Origin of the sequence: Paludisphaera mucosa (assembly GCF_029589435.1) — a bacterium.
GTDB lineage: Bacteria > Planctomycetota > Planctomycetia > Isosphaerales > Isosphaeraceae > Paludisphaera > Paludisphaera mucosa.
The window spans coordinates 12739-31426 of record NZ_JARRAG010000005.1 but is presented as its reverse complement, the minus strand read 5'-3'; the positions used below and the strand labels follow the sequence as shown (position 1 = coordinate 31426).

The window sequence follows — 18688 nt, the reverse complement described above, 5'->3', positions numbered from 1 at the left end:
CCTGGGACATGGTCCACCTTGTATAAGCTGGTGAGCCCCATCGCTCGGCTCCCTGAAAGACTTCGTCCTAATTTGCTTCTTCGGCTCCCGAGTCGTCCGGGCAGAGGGTCAGCCCGAGCGAGTCGGCGAGCTTATCCACCGTCGCCAGGGACAGGCCGCGTTCCTCGTTGAGGAATCGCTGGACCGCGTCCACCGACACCCCCGACTTCTTCGCGGCCGAGTAGGCCGTCAGGCCCTTCTCGCGGATGGTCTCCCGCAGGGCCCGGCTGACCTTCGGCTTCGGGGCCCCGCTTTTCCTGGCTCTTCCCATGTCGCTCTCTCCCTCAAGAACAGCGTTTCGTCGGCCCGAAGACCGCAAACCATATGCCGTCTGGCGTATAAGCCGTTTGGCTTATGCCCTTAGGGAGGCGGTTGAGCACGGGCTCGAGCGACGGCCCGATGTGCGAGGTTATGCCCGGGAAGACGGCGGGAGCACGGTCCCTTGACATCGCCGCACCCGGCCGCGAGCATGGAGGCTTCGCCAAAGCCCCCCGACGGTTTCGCCATCCCTGATGCCCACGCCCTCGTCCGCCACCTCTTTGCTTCGGTTCCGCCACCGGATGAAAATCCTGGCCGTGCTCGTGCTCGGCCTCGCCGTTCCCGGCGGGCCCGCGATGGGCGCCTCGCTGCACGCGACGGCCGCGAAGGCGGAGGGAGGGGGCGACGAGCCGCATTCCTGCCGTTGCGGCGCCCGTTGCAGCGGGGCCTCCTGCTGCTGCGGGCCGAAGAAATCGAAGACGCCTTCGCATCGAGAGTCGACCCCGTCTTCCTCGGGAGCGACTGATTCCGGCCCCTGCCTCGGGGCCGCACCGTGCGGGGACCCCGCGGTCCCGACTGCGACCTTCGCCGGACCCGCGGCGAAGGCGGCGGCCCTGCTCCGGCATCCGGGACTGCGTGACCATCGGACCGGCGACCGCCTCCCCTCGGCTCCCCCCTCCTTGAGCCTTCCGGCCCGCCTCGCCTCCCGTCTCGAGAGGCCCCCGAGAGGCTTCGCTCCGGCCTGACCCCATCAGGCCCGCATCACCGACGCTTCATCGCCACGGCCCCTCGCGGGTCGTCGGCTCGAGCTACGTCCGTCATGTGAACGCGATACGGCCTAACCCAGACCGCGACCGTCGAAGGTCCGGCCAGAGGTGGCCTTACGCACCGAGCGACCTCTTTGGAACTCCTACCCCATGAAACGCCGAGGCTTCACGCTGATTGAGCTCCTCGTGGTCATCGCGATTATCGCGGTGCTCATCGCCTTGCTCCTGCCCGCGGTCCAGTCGGCCCGCGAGGCCGCCCGCCGCATGCAGTGCACGAACAACTTGAAGCAGCTGGGCATCGCCCTGCACAACTACCACTCCACGGTCGACTCGTTCCCCGTGGGCTTCCTCTACCCGCGGGACGGCCAGGTTTATCCCGGGGTCCCGGTCCTGCACTACCGCTGGTCGGTGCTGGCCCAGCTCTCGCCGTACCTGGAGCAGTCGAACGTCTATAACGCTCTGAACATGAATTGGCCCATCGCGGCGGGTCCCTCGAACGTGCTCGGAACGCCGCCCTGGACCGTGTTCCCTTCCAACCTCACCGTGATGGGGGCCAAGGTGAGCTTCTTCCTCTGCCCGAGCGACGCGGCCCAGCCGCCCTCGCAACTGGCCGGAGGAAACGGCCTGACCTCCGGCCCGAGCAATTACCAGTTCTGCACCGGTGACGGGTCGCCGGGTAGTGCGGTACCGGGCGACGCGGGGGCGACGGTCAGGGCGAACGGGGCCTTCGTCCTCGGCCCGGCCCAGTCGATAGCGACGGTCACCGATGGGTCGAGCAACACCGTGGCGGCCTCCGAGCAGCTCATGGGCCCCGCCGCCGGTGGGGCCGCGACGCAAACGGGAGCGACGCCCCTGCCTCCCGATGTTCGCCGGGCGGCGGCCATCGGCTCGACGCCGCTCTCCGACGCGGGCTGTGCGAGCCCCAGCGGTTGGCGGCTCGACAAGGGCTTCGGCTGGTGGGACGGCGACTACCGCACGACCCTCTACAACCACTACCTGACGCCGAACTCGAAGCTCTACGACTGCTGGCAGGCGAGCCCGCCGCACAACCCGGCGTGGAAGGCGGCCCGCAGCAACCACCCCGGCGGCGTCAACGTGCTCTTCTGCGACGGGCACGTGCAGTTCGCCAAGGACTCCATCGCCGTCTCGACCTGGCGTGGGCTCTCGACGCGGAACGGCGGCGAGGTCGTCTCGTCCGATTCATTCTAAGTAAGAGGAAGCGAATCACGATGCGACGCCCTTCCTCGACCCGCACCGAAGCCCCGGGAGGATTCCCGGGGCTTCGCCGGGCCTTCACGCTGGTCGAGCTGCTGGTGGTCATCGCCATCATCGCGGTGCTCACCGCCCTGCTGCTGCCCGCCGTCCAGGCGGCCCGCGAGGCGGCGAGACGCATGCAGTGCTCGAACAACCTGAAGCAGCTCGGCCTCGCCATGCACAACTACGAGAACTCCAACCAGTGCTTCCCGAGTGCGGGGAGCACCGCGGCCAACAGCGTCTACGCCTTCTCGATGCAGGCGAGGCTCCTGCCCCACCTCGAGCAGGCGGCCCTCCAAGGGCTCGTCGATTTCAATCAGCCCGTGCTCCAGGTCGGCTCGCCGCTCTCGATTCATCCCGCGTCGATGACGGCGGCCCGCACCATCGTGGGCACGTTCCTATGCCCGAGCGACGGGCAGAGTCCCAGGTACAGCGGCTACGTCGGCTCGGACGTCGTGGGCGCCAACTACGTGGCCAACTTCGGCACCGGGCTCCAGACCTACTACGACCCGGCCTTCGTCTCCGACGGGGTCTTCTGGATGCCGCACCAGTGCCGCCTCGCGGAGCTGACCGACGGCACCTCCAACACCATTGCGATGTCGGAATGCCTCCTCGGCGTCGGGACCGACCGGACGGGGCCGGCCTCGAGCATCTCCAGGCCCTATCGCTTCGCGGCGAACGCTTCGACGGGCCGCTCCCGGACGCTCGCGTCTCCCGGCGGCGTGTCCCCCACGCTCACCGATGCGGACGCCCTCTCGGCGACGAGCTGGCGGGCCGACCGGGGCTCGCCGTGGATTTGGGGGCAGGCCAGTGCCACGCTCTTCAACGCCTACCTGCCCCCGAACGCGGTCGTGCCGGACACGTTCTCGCACAACCGGGGCTGGTTCGCGGCCCGCAGCAATCACCCCGGCGGCGTGAACGCCCTCTTCTGCGACGGGCACGTGCAGTTCGTGAATGACTCGGTGAACCTCGCGACCTGGCGGGGCCTGGCGACCCGAAGCGGCGGCGAGGTCCTCTCCGCCGATTCATTCTAAGGAGGGCGACCGCCATGATGCGTTTCCCCTTGGCCCTGCTCATCCTCGCTTCGGCGACGGTGGGCGGGCTCTACGCCTGGGCCCGAGTCCGTTCCGCCATGCCCCCGGAAGGGTCGCAGCTGGTCCTCATCGAGGAGGCGAAGCACCTCGTGACCCCGGACATGGCGGAGTCGAGCCGGGCGATGCTCGACCGTCCCGCCCCGGGGTTCGCCAAGCGGGCCACCGACGGCGAGACGCACCGGCTCGACGAGATGCTCGGAGGGGGCCCCGTCCTGCTCACCTTCATCAAGAAGGGGTGCCCGTGCAGCGAGGCGGCCCAATCGTTCTTCAACCAGCTCCACGCGGCCTATCCCAAGGTCTCGATGTGGGGGGTCATCGACCAGGACCTCGAGAAGGCGAAGGAGTGGGCGGGACGGTTCCACGTCCCCTACCCCCTCCTCGTCGCCCCCGAAGAGGATCTGATTCACGCCTACGGCGTCGAGAACTCCGCCTACTCGATACTCGTCGGTCCTCGAGGCCGGATCGCCAAGCACTGGCCCGGCTACTCGGAGCCGATGCTCCGGGAGCTGGGCTCGCTGATGGCGGAGATGACGGCTTCGCCCGAGAAGCCGCTCGACCTCGCCGACGCCCCGCTCGAACTCTACACGGGCTGTCCCTACGACCTCTAAGCCGGTGCCCCGATGAAACGACGATTGAGCCCCATGGCCGTGCGGCGGGCCCACCGCTGGCTCGGCCTCTTCTTCAGCGTCACCGTGTTCATGTCGGCCGCGAGCGGCGTCCTGCACACGGCGATGAGTCGCACCCAATCCGCCCCCCCGCCCGTCCGCCCGACCGGCGGGGGCCTCGACGCCTCGAAGGCGACGGTCACCCTCGCCGAGGCCGTCGCCAAGCTCCCCGACCCCTCGGCCGTGGTCGAGGCCGTCAACGTCCGCCAGGTCGGCGGCGAGCCCTGGTATCAGATTTTCGCCCGGGGAGTCCCCGGGGCGTTCTACGTGAACGCGGCGAGCGGCCGCCTCGACGCGGGGCGGGACCAAGCCTATGCGGCCCAAATCGCCTCGGAATTCCTGGGCGGCGGTTCGCCCGTGAAGACCGGCTACCTGACGAAATTCGACTCCGAATACGTCAACATCTTCCGCGTGCTGCCCGTCTACAAGTTCGACCTGGCCGACGGCAAGGGGACGCGGGTCTACGTCTCGACGACGACCGGCAGCGTGACGCGGCACACCGACGACTCGAGGCAGTTCGAGGCCTCGATATTCAGCAATTTCCACAAGTGGATGTTCATCCCGAACAAGGACGCCCGGGACTTCCTGATGGTCGCCGTGACCTCGGGCGTCATCGTCGTCTCGGCTTTGGGCGTCGTGCTCTTCTTCATGACGCGACCCCGCCGCAGGCCCGTCCAAACCGTGCAACAAGGAGCCGCAACCCATGCCTAAGTTCGTCCCATTCGCCTGCGTCGTCGCGACGCTCCTCCTCGTCCAGGCCGGAGACGCATTCGGCGACGACGCCCAGGTCGTGCTCAAGGGGCTCGACGCCGTCTCGCTCCTGGAAGGCCGCGAGCAGCGGGGCGAGGAGAAATACAGCTCGACTGAGGGCCGGTTCCGCTACCTGTTCGCCGACGCCGAGCACAAGGCCCGGTTCGACGAGGCTCCCGGCCGGTTCGCGGCCCAAGGCGACAAGTGCACGGTGATGCCGAAAGTCCCGGCCAATCCCGACCTGTTCCTCGTCCACGAGGGCAAGCTGTTCCTCTTCGGCTCCCCCCGTTGCCTGGCGAGCTTCAAGGCCGACCCCGCGGCCTACTTCAAGCCGAAGAAGAACGTCGCCGTCCTGGTCTACGAGGGGATGGAGCTGCTCGACTTCGCCGGTCCCGCCGAGGTGTTCTCGGCGGCGGGCGGCGGCCGGGCGTTCGAGGTCTTCGCGGTGGCCGCATCCCCGGGGCCGGTCAAGAGCCTGGGGTTCGCGTTCACGCCCCATTACACGTTCTCGGATTGCCCGAAGGCCGACGTCCTGGTGCTCCCGGGAGGGGCGACCCGAATCCCGCTGGCCGACCCGGCGGTGGTCGATTGGGTGAAGGAGAAGTCGGGCGAGGCCGAGGTGGTCGTCTCCGTGTGCACGGGGGCGTTGCTGCTCGCCAAGGCCGGGCTGCTCGACGGCCTGGAGGCGACGACGCACAAGGCGTCCCTCGAGGCGTTGCGTGAGGCCGCACCGAAGACGGTGGTGAAGGAAGGGGTGCGATTCGTGGACAACGGCAAGGTGGTCACGTCGGCCGGGGTCTCGGCCGGAATCGACGCCTCGCTGCACGTCGTCGAGCGTCTGCTCGGTCCCGAGGGGGCGGCCCGGACGGCCGAGTACATGGAGTATCGTCGAGGCCCCGAAACAGGGGGCGATTCGCGATAGTCGGCCATTCAACCTCGACCGACGGCGGGATGGAGGTCGACCTCGGCCACGAGGCTTCGAGGGGCGAAGACCGGGAGCGAGCCGTTCCCAGGAGGTGTTACGAATGCTACATTCGTATTACGTCTCTCGGTTTCGCATCTTCCCACGTTCCCCGGAAGGAGGGCGGCATGGGAAATCGCCGCGGCTTCACGCTCATCGAGCTCCTGGTGGTCATCGCCATCATCGCGGTGCTCATCGCCCTCCTGCTGCCGGCCGTCCAGGCGGCCCGCGAGGCGGCACGCCGCATCCAGTGCACGAACAACCTCAAGCAGCTCGGCCTCTCGCTGCACAACTACCACTCGTCCATCGGGTCCTTCCCGTCGGCGGGCTGGGTCGCCCCGATGAACAACTGGTGGGTGAAGAGCGGCCTGACGGCCCCGGGGCACTTCCGCTACTCGTCCCTCCTCCAAATCCTGCCCTACATGGAGCTGGGGGCGGCCTCGAACGCGATGAACTTCATGCTCCCGCTCTACGACGTCGACGGCGTCGACATGCCGCAGAACACGACCGTCTACCAGATGCAGGTCGCGTCCTTCCTCTGCCCGAGCGACGTCCGCAGCCAAAGGAACGGCAATGAAGCCCCGTGCAATTACGCCTCCTGCTCGGGCGACGGCCTACCCGGCGGCGACGGGCTCGCCTGGACGGGGGGCAGGCCGAACGGCGTGCTGTACCTGAACTCGACGACCAGCATGGCGACCGTGACCGACGGCACGAGCAACACGGCCATGATGAGCGAGGGCCTCGTCGGGCCGAATTCGACCGTCACGCCGAACCCGCAGGAGGTCATGGTCCAGCTCCCGCTCACCATCTCCACCCCGGCCGACATCTTCAACTACGCCCCGTTGGTCCCCGCCGACTGCCTGGCCTCGACGAACTACCGGTTCGACCGGCACACCAACTGGATCGACGGCGACTACCGCCACACCATGTACGACCATTACATGGCCCCGAACAGCAAGACTTACGACTGTCTTCGAGGGCCGCAGCACGGCTGGCGGACGGCCCGCAGTCGGCACTCGGGCGGGGTGAACGTGCTGATGTCCGACGGCGGCGTCCGGTTCATCAAGGACACGGTCAACGTCGCGGCGTGGCAAGGCGTCTCCACCGTCTCGGGCGGCGAGGTCATCAGCAGCGACGCGTACTGAACACGCCTTCCCACGTTGGAGACGACTTCGATGCGTAGACTCGCCATCCTCCTCGCGGCGGCGGTCGCCCTATGGGGCGCCCCGACGCGGGCCCACGAGCTGTGGTTCCACCTCGACGGCGGCGGCACGGCCAGGCTGACGTTCGGCGACACGCCCGCCCCCGGCGAGGCGGAGCGGGTCGCCGAAATCGCCCATACCAAGGTGTGGTCCGGCGGGAAGCTCATCGACGTCGTCCGGCTGCCCGACGGCCTGGAGGCGAAACTCCCCGAACCCCGCCCGGCCCTCCTCAGTGCCTACGCCGACCGCGGCGTGGTCGACTACCAAGGGCAGACCTTCGTCATCCAGCTCGCGGCCTACGCCCAGACGCAAGCCGTCGACCCTTCGCAGATTTCGGGGCTCGGCCTGGGCGACGACCAGGTGCGGCTCCTCCTCGTCTCCAAAGAGGGCGGGCCGCCGGTGGTGCGGGCGACCTGGAAGGGTAAGCCCGCGGCCGACGTCGTGGTGAAGGTGTTCCACGGCGCCGAGGCCCCGCTCGAAATCCGCACGAACTCGCAAGGCGAGGTCCCCAGCCCCGACCTCATGGAAGGGCCCTGGACCTTGTTCACCCAGGTCGTCGACAAGACCGCGGGGACCCGCGACGGGCGTAGCATCTCGGAAACCCGGTATAAGGCGACCCTCGCCATCAGCCCCGAGGCCGCACTCGGCCCGGCGGTCGCGGCCTGCCTGGCCCGGGTGAAGGAGACTCACGGTGCGACCGGGCCGTGGGCGGTCGCGGGCTATCGGATGGGCGAGCGGGCCTTGAAGGAACTCGGCCTGCCTCGGCATGATTTCAACCTGCTCGTCGTGCATCACAGCCCGGCCGAGGTCCAATACACCTGCATCGCCGACGGCCTTCAGGCTGCGACCGGCACCAGTCCTGGGAAGCTGAACCTCCGTCTGGAGGAGGCGTCGGTCGACGGCTTGAAGACGGTGGTGAGCGACCGGAGGTCGAACAAGTCGGTGACCTTCACCCTCAAGCCCGAGTTCATCCGCTCGGTCGTCGACCTCCCCCACGAGAGGCTCGAGGCCGAAGGCCGCCGCGTGGCTTCTCTGCCCGACGAGGCCATCTTCGCGACGCGGGCGAAGTGAGATGCACATACCGGACGCCTTGATGGACGGCCGGGTCGCGGTCGCGACGACGGTCCTGGGAGCGGCCGGGCTGGCCTACGGCCTCCGGGCGGTCGAACGACGTCACGGCATCCGCACGACGTCCTTGATGGGGATGACGGCGGCCTTCGTCTTCGCGGCCCAGATGGTGAACTTCCCCGTCGGGCCGGGAGTGTCCGGACACTTGCTCGGCGGGGTGCTCTCGGCGGTCCTCCTCGGCCCCTGGGCCGGGGCCGTCGTCATCGCGGCCGTCCTGCTCGTCCAATGCCTGCTCTTTCAGGACGGCGGGCTGACCGCCCTGGGGGCGAACTTCGTCAACATGGGCCTGGTCGGGGCCGTGGGCGGCCACGCCGTCTACGAACCGATTCGCAGGATGGTCGGGGGACGTCGCGGCATCCTGGTCGGCTCGATGGTCGCCGCGTGGTTCTCGGTGCTGCTCGCCGCGGGGGCGTTCACCGTCGAACTCACGGCCTTCGGCGACAGGCGAGACTTCCTGCAAGTGTTGAGCTGGATGGCACTGGTCCACGCCGTCATCGGCCTGGGCGAGGCCCTCATCACGGGCCTGGTCGTCCGCTTCATCCTGCTGACCCGGCCCGAGATGATGACCGACGTCGAGGGCGTCGATTCGTGCCAGCAGCCGCCCCCGCTCAGGTCGCCGGGGTGGCTGTCCACGGCGGTCGCGGGGCTGGTCGCGGCGTTGGGAATCGCCGTCTTCCTCGCCCCGTTCGCGAGCGAGTTCCCCGACGGCTTGGAGTACGTCGGCGGCAGGCTCGGATTCCTGCCCGAAGGCGAAGCCCCGCCGATGCTCGCCGCCCCGATGCCCGATTATCAGCTGCCGATTCCCGGGGTGAACCACGTCAAGGCGGCGACCGCCCTCGCGGGAGTCGCGGGGACCCTTGTGGTGTTCGCCTTAGCCTCTCTGTTGGCGAGGGCGTTCCCGAGGGCAGAGACGTAACCGGGGGCGTGCCGCCGCGTCGGGCCCGCGTCCGCAAGACACCTTAATCTTACAAACGTCGTATTGATTCTCCGCCGACCGCCCGGGATGATGGAGGGCCGCATCAAATCGGGACTTCCGGTGCTTTCCCGTTCATCAGCCAGATAGGACCGCACCATGGGCCCAATCGACCGCCGTGGATTCACCCTGATTGAGCTGCTGGTGGTCATCGCCATCATCGCGGTGCTCATCGCCCTCCTGCTCCCCGCCGTGCAGGCGGCCCGCGAAGCGGCCCGTCGCATCCAGTGCACCAACAACCTCAAGCAGCTCGGCCTCGCCGTTCACAACTACGAGTCCGCCCACTCCATGCTGCCCCCGGCCGGCTGCTTCAAGCCCGGCCAGCTGGCGCCAATGCCGTCCTACTCCGTCCAGGCCCGACTCTTGCCGTTCGTCGAGCAGTCGACGCTCCACAACAGCCTGAACTACGACATCCCCTTCAACATCCAGGTGACCATCGCCCAGACCCGGGTCTCCATGCTCCTGTGCCCGAGCGAAATCCGCGACCAGCCCAAGGTCACGCCGACTTTCACCAACTACCCGCTCAACTACGGAATCTGCACCGGGACGTGGCTGGTATGGGACCCGACCACGCGGCAATTCGGGGACGGGGCTTACGGCATCAACGCGAACATCCGCCTGGCGGGCGTCACCGACGGCCTCTCGAACACCATCTCCTTCTCCGAGGTCAAGGCGTACCAGCCCGCCTTGCACGACGGCGGCCAGCCGACGGGCGTCGGCGTTCCGCCGCCGGTCTCTCCGAACGAGCTGGGGGTCTACCCCGGGACGTTCGACGCCCAATGGAGCCACACCGAGTGGGTCAGCGGCCACATCCTCCACTCGGGCTTCAGCTCGGGCTTCTCGCCCAACACCGTCATCCCGTACGTCAACGGCGGCCGGCAGTACGACATCGACTTCACGTCCGCCCGATTGGGGACGTCGGACACGTTGCAGACCTACTTGGTGGTCACGTCTCGGAGCTATCACCCCGGCGGGGTCAACACGTTGATGCTCGACGGCTCGGTCCGGTTCACGAAGGGCAGCATCGCGATGGCGACCTGGCGTGCCCTGGGGACGAGGGCGGGCGGCGAGGTCGTCAGCTCCGACAGCTACTGAGCCGAGTCCTCACCCGACGGGAGCGACGGGGCGATGAATCCGAAAACGCACGCCCTCGAGGTCATCCTCCGGGTGTTCACGCCGCTCCTCGGCGGCATCCTCATCCTCTTCTCGGCTCATGGCCAGGAGCCGACGCCGGGAGGACGACCTGAGCGGCTTGAAATCCGGGGCGTCGAGAACGCCTTCCGCTTGAGCCCGAACCTCTTCAGCGGCGGCGACCCGCACGGCGTCGCGGCCCTGACGGCCCTCAAGAATCTGGGCATCAAGACCATCATCAGCGTCGACGGCGTCACGCCGGACGTTGAGACCGCGAAGGGACTCGGCATGCGTTACGTCCACCTCCCCATCGGGTACGACGGCGTGCCCCGAGTCCAGGCGGTGCGGATGGTCAAGGCGTTGAAGGTCCTGCCCGGCCCGGTCTACGTGCATTGCCATCACGGCATCCATCGCGGCCCGGCGTCGGCGGCCGTCTGCGGCATGGCGTCGGAAGGGTGGAGCAAGGAGCGTGCGGCCGACTGGCTGAAGGTCGCGGGGACCTCGGCCGATTATCGCGGCCTACACGCCTCGGTCCGGGATTTCGTCCCGCCCACGACGGAGGAGTTGCAGGCTGCCGGGGCCGACGAACCGCCCGAGCGTTCGGAAGTCCCCGCCCTGGTCGAGATGATGGTCAAGGTCGACCAGCGATGGGACGCCCTCAAGGCCATCCAGAAGGCGGGGTTCAAGCCGCCCGTCGACCGTCCGAACGTCGACCCGACGGCCGAGGCCTTGCAACTGCTGGAGCTGTATCGCGAGTCGTCTCGCCTCCCCGAGTCGAAAGCCAAGGGCGAGGAGTTCCTCAAGCAGATGGCATCGGCCGAGAATCTCGCGAACGGCCTCTACGAGTCGATGTCGAAGCACGGCCGACAACGCTCGCCCGACTCTCTCAGGGGGCTCGAAGCTTCTTTCGCCGCGGCGGGGAAAAGTTGCAAATCGTGCCACGCGAGTCACCGGGACAACTGAGTCGACATAAAGGCCATCCCGGACTCCCGTGCAGGACGAAGTCGACGCCCTGCACAAAACTCGCTTCGGCTTCAAGACATCGAAGCGAACATAAAGGCGGCTTATCGGACCCACGACTACGGTGGCCTCGCATGGCCTTCAGGCCGCGGACGTCTCAGGCCGACGCCGATCTTGGTTCGGAGGGTTTGCGAAGGTCAGAGGACGAGGAACGCGATACAGAGGCCGCCCGGGGGACGCGGACGGTCACGGCGACGGCGGCCCCGACGTCGGGCGGTCGGGCTTCAAGAGGGGCTCGTCCAGTCGCTTCTCCAGCGCCTCGACGCGGCGGCGGAGGTCGTCGGCCTCGCGGAGCCGGCGGGCCGTCCGCACGGCGTCGAGGTAGAGCAAGGTCGCGTTCTCCAGGGACGCCCGGGCCTCGGTCACGTCGGCGGCCGTGCCCCGGCCCGACTTCAATCGGGCCTCCTCCCGGCCCATGATCTCGACGATCCGGTCGAGATGTCCCTGGGCGGCCGCGACCCGTGCGGAGTCGTCCTCGGCGACGGCCGTCTCGGCGACCATGAGGTTCTGGGACGCGTCGAGGAAACGATCGATCGTGATGCGGCCCTGGTTGTAGTAATTGCGCTGGGCATCCAGCCGCGCCCTGGCCGCGGCGAGGATCCGCCCCCGCACGTCGTCGATCCGCCGCTCCAGCGCCTCGGGCGCCTCCGTGAGCGGGTCGGCCGGCTTCTCCGGGGCCTTCGTCGGGACCTCGGCCGGCGGGGCGTCCTGTCGGGCCGGGCGGTCGGGCGGCCCCCCCGGCCCGAGGCCCGTCGCGGAGAATGCGATCGCGCCCACCGTCGTCATCCCGGCGGCAAGCGTCCAGGCCGCCGCGATCTGGAATCCCTGCATCGTCATAGTCCTCGCCATACCCTTGTAAAGTTCGAACGCGGTCGCCGAGACCAACCCCGACCCCGCCCTCCCCTCGGCCAGCGCGAGGGCCGCGCCGGCCGTCGCCGCCGCCCAGGCCGGCGACGCCTCGACGAGGGGGGCGGCGGCCCTCGCCAGCAATAGATCCGCATGGGGTGCGAGCCAGCCGACGGCGGCGAGCCGCTCCGGGCCGAACCCGCGGCGGGCCAGTCGGTCGCGGAGGCGGTCGCGGGCGCGGGAGAGCCGCACGCGGACCGTCCCCACCGGGCAGCCGATCCGCGCCGCCGCCTCCTCGTACGTCCGCCCCTGCAGGCAGCAGAGGACGACCGGCGCCCGATACTTCTCCGCCAGCCGGTCGACCTCGTCGTGCACGGCCTCCCAGTCGCCGGCCGGCGGCGCCTCCTCGGCCGCGGCGGGCCTCCGCGACGCGGACCCGGCGATCGCCCGCGCCTCGGCCGAACGCCTGGCCGCCGACCGCGAGCGGGCCCTGGCCGCGACGCGTCGGGCCGTGCCGTGGAGCCACGGGGCGAGCGTGCCGTCCACCCGGACCGACGCCGCCTTGCGGGCGAGCGTCAGGAAGACCGCCTGGGCGGCGTCCTCCGCGTGCTGACGGTCGCCGACGGCCCGCCGGCAGACGTCGAGGACCATCGGGCCGTGCCTCTCCACGAGGATGCGGAACGCCTCCTCCGCCGCCTCGCCGCGTCCGGCCGCGAACCGGGACAGCAAGGCGCCGTCGTCGACCCCCGCCGTCGCGCCGGTCGTCCACAACGTCCGCACGGCCCCTTCGATCGATGCCCTTCCCCCGCCGGCCATGTCCCGCCTCCAGGAATCTCGTCGTGACGCCCTCTCATGCCCACGAGGCCCGCCCGCGGTTCCATTCTTTTCGGGAGGACGACCGGAATTCGAGCGTCCGGACGCCGTCGAGCGCTAAGTGCAGTCAGTCGGCCGGCGGGAGCGACGCCCCCTTACCCCAGTCTGATTGCAAGACATAACGCCCTTTATGTCCTGTGAACCCTGTGCTAAAACATGCGTGCATGCCGGGTCGGAACCGAACCATAGAGTGCATGCAGTCGAACGCCAAAGGACGAGCATGGACCACCCCGACGACGATGAAGCCCCCGAGCCCGTCCCGATGGGCGACCCGACGCATGAGTTGGCCGACTTGATTAGCGAGTTCCTGGTCATCGCCCTGGAGCCCGAGTCTCGAGAGCGGCTCACGGCCGAGGCGAAGGAGTTGGGGGCGAGCTACGAGCAGTTCCTCGCGATGAGCCTCACGCACCTCATCACGAACCGCTTCCAGCTCACGCCGGTCGCGGACTTCGAAGGGAGTGCAGCCGAGGCCGACGATGATGTGTGACCTCGCCCGAGCCGACAACCGCAGGATAGTCCTCCCCGCCCTCATCGCCCAGGAGGGCGACCGGGCCGGGAGACGCTTCGTCGAGTTCTTCACCGCCCAAATCAGGAACAAGAACACGCGGGCCGCCTACGCCCACGCGACCGCCCAGTTCCTCCGCTGGTGCGAAGAGCGACGCCTCACGCTCCAGACCATCGAGCCCGTCGCCGTCGCGGCCTACATCGAGCAGCTCTCCGAGCTGCGTGAGGCCCCGACCGTGAAGCAGCACCTGGCCGCCATCAAGATGCTCCTCGACTGGATGGTGACCGGCCAGGTGATTCCAACGAACCCGGCCGCATCGGTCCGGGGCCGAATGGCACTTAGATTTTGCTAGCTCGTTTGAGCATATGGAGTTTGATCTCCCTTCGCGGCCGCTTCAATTCCTCATACCCTCTCGGCCCCTTCCTGGTCATGCGGGGCTCGAACCGGTCGGGCCGGTCGGCCACGCGATGCACGGCGATGGCCCCGAGCAGTTGCTCGTAGAGTTCCTCTTGGTCGTCCGCACCGCTGTGCGCCCGGTAGGCGATCAGCGGCCGGAACGCTTCGAGAACCTGGAGCGTCGCTTTGAAGCTGATCGAGCGAGGTTCCACATTTTCGATGGTCGCCGCCTGTGCCATCACCGTGCGGATCAGGTTGTACGCCAGGACGTGGGCCCAGATCTCCTTGCGCACCAGCTCCGGCGTCTTGCACCGCAAAACATCCATCTGCAAGGTGATTTTGATCGAACGCAAATCCAACTCGTTGTTCCACCTGGCCCGGTAGAGCGAAGCCAGCTCCTCCGCACTCGCCAGCCCGGGGTCCAGGATGGTCGTCACGACGACGACCGACCGCGTCCGGAACCCGGGCTGCACTACGCGGAAGCGAACCTCGCGGACGGTGATCGCCTCGGGCAGCGCGTTGTACGTCGCCCGGTCCACCGAGCGGATCGACGACGGCTTCTTCCACACGACCACGTGATCGTCCTTGCCCAGGCGGGTCCCCTTGCGGAAGTCGGCCCGGCGGTGCGCCGACAGGCGGCTGACGGTGTCGACCCCGCGTTGCTTGAGCAGGTACATTCCGACCCAGCCCGACATCAGGCGGTCGCCCAGCAGCACGTCGCCGGGGCGGAGCACGTCCCACAGCTGGCGCAGCAGGCTGACCTCGCCCTGGCCCTTGCCGGCGTAGCGGCAGACGCCCAGGTCGAGGATCGCGCCGCAGGACAGCGAGATGATCGCCCCGATCCGGGCGGGGGCGAAGCTCGTCCCGGGCACTTGGTTGTAGGCCAGAGGGTATTCCCGGCGGTTCTCCGGGGTGTCGGGCATGGAGACCGTCGAGCCGTCGAACAGGCAGACGCGGCGGCCCTTCCAAAGCCACTGCGGGTCGACTCGCGCGTCCAGGTTCCGCCCCACGAGGCGGGCCACGGCGGCGAAGAACCGCTCGGGCAGGCGCTTCCGCGCCTGGCAATACGCCCCCGTCTCGGAGCTGCACGGCTCGAGCCCCTGTGAGACCCGGTGGGCGATCAGCCGCGCGACGGCGGCGCGGCAGGACTGGTCGGCGTTGAGCACCTGTCCGATGAACACCCAGAGGGTTACCAACGGGGCGTAGATGCGGTCATTCCAGGTCGCCTCGATCTCACGGAGGGCCTCCTCGAGGCCGCTGGCGGATAGGACGTCGGCGAAGGGGAGTCCGCCTTCCTGGACGAACTGTTGGCGGAGGAGGTCGATCTGATGCCGAAGACGTCCCTGCGCGTAGTTGAACATCAATCTGGCTCCGAGCCGGTGAGGGTTGTACGCCCTCATCAGAGCCAGAATGCCCGTGGCTTCCTATCCTGCGGCGGGGGAACCGTTTGTGAAAATCTAAGTGCCATTCGTCCGGGGCCCGAAGCACGTCGTCACGCGGGGAAAGACCCCCTACCTCGCGGCCGACGACGCAAGGAAGCTCCTCGACTCCATCAAAGGCTCGACGCTGCTCGACCTCAGGGACCGGGCCCTCATCGCTCTGATGACCTTCTCGTTCGGCCGCATCAGTGCCGTGCTGGGAACGACCGTCGACGATTACTACGCGAACGGCAAGAAGTGGCGGGTGCGGCTCCACGAGAAGGGCGGCCGGTTCCTCGAAGTGCCGGTTCACCACAAGGCCGAGGAGTACCTCGACGCCTACATCCAGGCGGCGGGCATCGAGGGCGACAGGAGCGGGCCGCTATTCCGCACGTCCAAGGGGAAGACCGGGAGACTCGCCGTCAAGCCGCTCGGCAGGAAGAACGCTTGGGACATGGTGAAGCGAAGGGCCCTCGCGGCGGGGCTCACGCACAAGCTCTGCAACCACTCGTTCCGAGCGACCGGCATCACCGCTTACATCGCCGGGGGCGGCACGGTCGAGAAGGCCCAGAAGATGGCCGGACATGCGAGCACGAAGACGACCGAGCTTTACAACCGGACCGATGACGAAATCACGCTCGACGAGGTCGAGCGAATCGCGATTTAACACACGTCCTACCCAAGCGAGGCTTTCATGGAGCCTATCGACGTCGCATTTGAGAAATTCCAAACAATCGTCGACGACGAGCTTCCGCGATACGTCGACACCCTCGTTACCGAAGCGGATGTCCGCCTCAAACTCATTGACCGCGTCTTCATCGAGGTGCTCGGGTGGCCGCGTGAAGCCATTTTTCTTGAGAGCGATGCAGGCAAGAAGTTTATTGATTATTTATGCAAGACGGATGGCCTCAATCGCTTGGTCATCGAGGCAAAACGGGATGAGCGAGACCTCGGTATAAAAGCTGACCACGCAGGGCGATACTTCAAACTCAATGGCTCAGTCTTCAGCAGCCCCGATTTCCAGGAGGGATTGAATCAGGCGATTCTCTACTGTGGCTTTCGGAGTGCCGAACTGGCCTGTGTAACGAATGGCCGGCAATGGGTTGTATTCCGGGGAAGAGGTAGCGAGGGCCGAGACGTGGAAGAAGGCCAGGCATGCGTGTTCGGCAGCCTGGAAAGCGTCCGAACTCGCTTCACCCTATTCTATGACCTTCTTTCCTATGAAGCCGTGAGGGGTCTTCGATACAAAGCTGAATTCCAAGCGGCGGGAAACCAGCCCCTCTGCCCCTCGAATTTCCGCTCGCCCATACGGAAACCTGATTCGCGGACGACCCCGGAGTACGACAAGCTCTACGACGATATTGATAAGATTATGATGCTCTTCTTCCGCGACCTGAAAGGCGAGGATGATGCCGAGATGAGGCGGCGATGCTTCGTCACGACCGACGAAAGCATCCACGCGGAAGAGAGCATTGCTCGCATCTCGACCGAGTTGCGGAACAAGGTTCAGACCATCAAGACGAGCGACTCGAGGGCCGAGACTCACGCGATAACGAAGACCGTCGAACGGGTTAAGGGAGGGGGTCGCGAGTTCATCGTCTTGGTTGGCACAAAGGGAGCCGGTAAGTCGACGTTCATCGAGAGGTTCTTTAAAGACATACTGCCGAGCAAAATCCGGGACGACTGTAGGATTATCAAGGTCGACCTTTCAAAGAGTGAAGGTGAAGAAAAGACGGTCGTGGCGTGGCTGGACCAACACCTACTCGTTGAGACCGAACGGGCGGTGTTCGGCGATAAACACCCTACGTACGACCAGCTTCGTGGAATCTATAACGAGGAGTATGAACGGTGGCGGGACGGGCCGTTCGAGGGCCTCTACACCCGGGATTATAACCAGTTCAGGGACAAGTTTGGCGAACACATAAACAATCGCCGCGAACAGCGTCCCCACGAGTATCTCGAGAACTTGCTCCACCGGATTGTCCATTCTGACCGCAAAGCCCCCTGCCTCATCTTCGACAACACGGACCACTTCGACATCGACTTCCAAGACCGCGTGTTCCAGTACGCTCGCTCCATATACGAGAACATTCTTTGCCTCGTGCTGGTGCCTATCACGGATAAAACTAGCTGGCAGCTCACACGACAAGGGGCAATTCACTCGTTCTTCTACGAGTCGTTCTTCCTGCCCACGCCGTCGCCGGATGTCGTCTTAAAGAAGCGAGTTGACTATATCGGCGAGATAACGCAGACCGAGAAGAAGGCGACCAAGGGGACAGGCTATCTCTGGAACAAGCACAGGCTCGAGGTCGAGAACCTCGAGATGTTCACCAGCAGCGTCCAGACGGTTTTCATCAACACCGGCGAGGTCGCCAAATGGATAGGGAACCTCGCGAACCAGGACATCCGCCGCTGCCTGGAATTGACTCGCTGGATTATCACGTCATCGCACATTAAGGTTAAGGAACTACTTTCAGCTTCGATAACTCATACGTCGATGGAAGTGCACCCGGACAACGTCAAATCGGCCATCATCCGAGGCAAGTACGACATCTACCCATCGTCAGCTGTGAACGAGTTCGTGCATAACGTCTTCGCCCTTGAATCCCAGCTCGATACTTCGCCACTGCTCGCGCTTCGAATCCTCAAGTTCTTGGAGGATACGTGCTCTCAGTTGAGCGGTTCTGACTCGAGATATGTTGAGCTTGAAGCTATCAAGAAATTCTTCCTCGACATGGGATTCGACGAACGAGCCGTCACGCAGTTGCTGGCCGCCATGCTCAGAATCGGATTTGTGCTCGGATACGACCCGACGATTTCCAAGATTGAGAAGACGTCTAAGCTGGAGATAGCTCCTTCGGGCCGTCAACACTTGTCATGGGCCCTGGGCGATTGGATCTACATCGAGGCGATGATGGAGGTAACTCCGCTTCTCAGCGAGGAGGTGCATCGGGAAATCGGCGACTTCATCAAAGTGGAACTGCCTTACGCACGACGACGAGCCCTGAAGGCTTTCGTCTCCTATCTCCTGACCGAGGACGCCAAATACACGCGGCTTCCCGACCATCCTCGATACGCTTCTCAAGGCACGGTGCAGACGCGGCTTGAAGAACAATTGGCCAAGCTCTCGAAGCCGATGAGCCAAGTCACGTCTTCTCGTTACGGCCGCCCGTTCGGCCGGGTCGTGTCGTGGGACGCCGAAAGAGCCTTCGGGTTCATCGAACAGGATGGCCAAGCAACGGAACTTTTATTTGTCCATATTACTAACCTGATAGGCGACCTCCAGTCACTCGCCGTTGGCACGATGGTGGAATTCGACATCGGGCCGGGCAAGCAAAACAAGCCTCGAGCATTTGACGTCGTACCTCTCTAAAGACCAGAACTCTTCTGGCCTTTCATCGAAGGGGG

At 66.3% G+C, this 18688-nt stretch carries 17 protein-coding genes; 14 read left to right on the top strand and 3 right to left on the bottom strand.

Translation table 11 applies throughout. The annotated features are described in order from the left end of the window. Nucleotides 1-67: 67 nt before the first annotated feature. Nucleotides 68-310, bottom strand: a complete 243-nt coding sequence (locus PZE19_RS31555) for a helix-turn-helix domain-containing protein (RefSeq protein ID WP_277864653.1) — start codon at nucleotides 308-310, stop codon at nucleotides 68-70. 904 nt (nucleotides 311-1214) lie between these two features. On the opposite strand from PZE19_RS31555, the gene PZE19_RS31550 reads away from it, so the two are divergent. From PZE19_RS31550 to PZE19_RS31505, 10 genes are all read left to right on the top strand, one after another. Then, nucleotides 1215-2273 carry a DUF1559 domain-containing protein gene (locus PZE19_RS31550; RefSeq protein WP_277864652.1) on the top strand — a complete coding sequence of 353 codons (1059 nt, stop codon included), beginning with the start codon at nucleotides 1215-1217 and terminating at the stop codon, nucleotides 2271-2273. A gap of 20 nt (nucleotides 2274-2293) precedes the next feature. Next, nucleotides 2294-3352, top strand: a complete 1059-nt coding sequence (locus tag PZE19_RS31545) for a DUF1559 family PulG-like putative transporter (RefSeq protein WP_277864651.1) — start codon at nucleotides 2294-2296, stop codon at nucleotides 3350-3352. Between the two features lie 14 nt (nucleotides 3353-3366). Continuing rightward, nucleotides 3367-4020 (top strand): peroxiredoxin family protein, encoded by a 654-nt coding sequence (locus tag PZE19_RS31540; protein ID WP_277864650.1) that lies wholly within the window; start codon nucleotides 3367-3369, stop codon nucleotides 4018-4020. Nucleotides 4021-4032: 12 nt separating this feature from the next. Then, entirely contained in the window at nucleotides 4033-4788 is a 756-nt protein-coding gene (locus PZE19_RS31535) for a PepSY domain-containing protein (RefSeq protein ID WP_277864649.1), read from the top strand. Continuing rightward, a complete protein-coding gene (locus PZE19_RS31530) occupies nucleotides 4781-5749 on the top strand; it encodes a DJ-1/PfpI family protein (RefSeq protein ID WP_277864648.1) in 969 nt (322 codons plus the stop codon). Before PZE19_RS31535 ends, PZE19_RS31530 begins: the two co-directional genes overlap by 8 nt. Nucleotides 5750-5916: 167 nt before the next feature. Further along, nucleotides 5917-6933 (top strand): DUF1559 domain-containing protein, encoded by a 1017-nt coding sequence (locus PZE19_RS31525; RefSeq protein WP_277864647.1) that lies wholly within the window; start codon nucleotides 5917-5919, stop codon nucleotides 6931-6933. Nucleotides 6934-6963: 30 nt separating this feature from the next. After that, nucleotides 6964-8061, top strand: coding sequence for a formylmethanofuran dehydrogenase subunit E family protein (locus PZE19_RS31520; RefSeq protein ID WP_277864646.1), 1098 nt, complete (start codon nucleotides 6964-6966; stop codon nucleotides 8059-8061). A gap of 1 nt (nucleotide 8062) precedes the next feature. Further along, nucleotides 8063-9034, top strand: coding sequence for an energy-coupling factor ABC transporter permease (locus tag PZE19_RS31515; protein WP_277864645.1), 972 nt, complete (start codon nucleotides 8063-8065; stop codon nucleotides 9032-9034). A 156-nt stretch (nucleotides 9035-9190) separates the two neighbouring features. Continuing rightward, nucleotides 9191-10186 carry a DUF1559 domain-containing protein gene (locus tag PZE19_RS31510; RefSeq protein ID WP_277864644.1) on the top strand — a complete coding sequence of 332 codons (996 nt, stop codon included), beginning with the start codon at nucleotides 9191-9193 and terminating at the stop codon, nucleotides 10184-10186. Nucleotides 10187-10219: 33 nt separating this feature from the next. Then, nucleotides 10220-11185, top strand: a complete 966-nt coding sequence (locus tag PZE19_RS31505; protein WP_277864643.1) for a hypothetical protein — start codon at nucleotides 10220-10222, stop codon at nucleotides 11183-11185. Between the two features lie 243 nt (nucleotides 11186-11428). On the opposite strand, the gene PZE19_RS31500 is transcribed toward PZE19_RS31505, so the two are convergent. After that, nucleotides 11429-12868 carry an RNA polymerase sigma factor gene (locus tag PZE19_RS31500; RefSeq protein ID WP_277864642.1) on the bottom strand — a complete coding sequence of 480 codons (1440 nt, stop codon included), beginning with the start codon at nucleotides 12866-12868 and terminating at the stop codon, nucleotides 11429-11431. 313 nt (nucleotides 12869-13181) lie between these two features. Between PZE19_RS31500 and PZE19_RS31495 the strand changes: the two genes are divergently transcribed. Both PZE19_RS31495 and PZE19_RS31490 read left to right on the top strand, forming a co-directional pair. Further along, nucleotides 13182-13448 carry a BRCT domain-containing protein gene (locus tag PZE19_RS31495; protein WP_277864641.1) on the top strand — a complete coding sequence of 89 codons (267 nt, stop codon included), beginning with the start codon at nucleotides 13182-13184 and terminating at the stop codon, nucleotides 13446-13448. Next, the gene (locus PZE19_RS31490) at nucleotides 13438-13818 is read left to right on the top strand and encodes a phage integrase N-terminal SAM-like domain-containing protein (RefSeq protein WP_277864640.1); all 381 of its coding nucleotides are present in this window, start codon (nucleotides 13438-13440) and stop codon (nucleotides 13816-13818) included. The genes PZE19_RS31495 and PZE19_RS31490 overlap by 11 nt, the downstream gene beginning before the upstream one ends. Here the strand turns inward: PZE19_RS31490 and PZE19_RS31485 are convergent. After that, nucleotides 13805-15223: an IS4 family transposase gene (locus PZE19_RS31485; RefSeq protein ID WP_277858735.1), complete on the bottom strand. Its 1419-nt coding sequence runs from the start codon at nucleotides 15221-15223 to the stop codon at nucleotides 13805-13807. The two genes, PZE19_RS31490 and PZE19_RS31485, sit on opposite strands and share 14 nt — an antisense overlap. 100 nt (nucleotides 15224-15323) lie before the next feature. Between PZE19_RS31485 and PZE19_RS31480 the strand changes: the two genes are divergently transcribed. Together PZE19_RS31480 and PZE19_RS31475 are read left to right on the top strand one after the other, a co-directional pair. Beyond that, a complete protein-coding gene (locus PZE19_RS31480; protein WP_277864639.1) occupies nucleotides 15324-15947 on the top strand; it encodes a tyrosine-type recombinase/integrase in 624 nt (207 codons plus the stop codon). Nucleotides 15948-15974: 27 nt separating this feature from the next. Further along, complete coding sequence (locus tag PZE19_RS31475) at nucleotides 15975-18653, top strand: cold shock domain-containing protein (protein ID WP_277864638.1); 2679 nt, start codon at nucleotides 15975-15977, stop codon at nucleotides 18651-18653. Nucleotides 18654-18688: the final 35 nt, after the last annotated feature.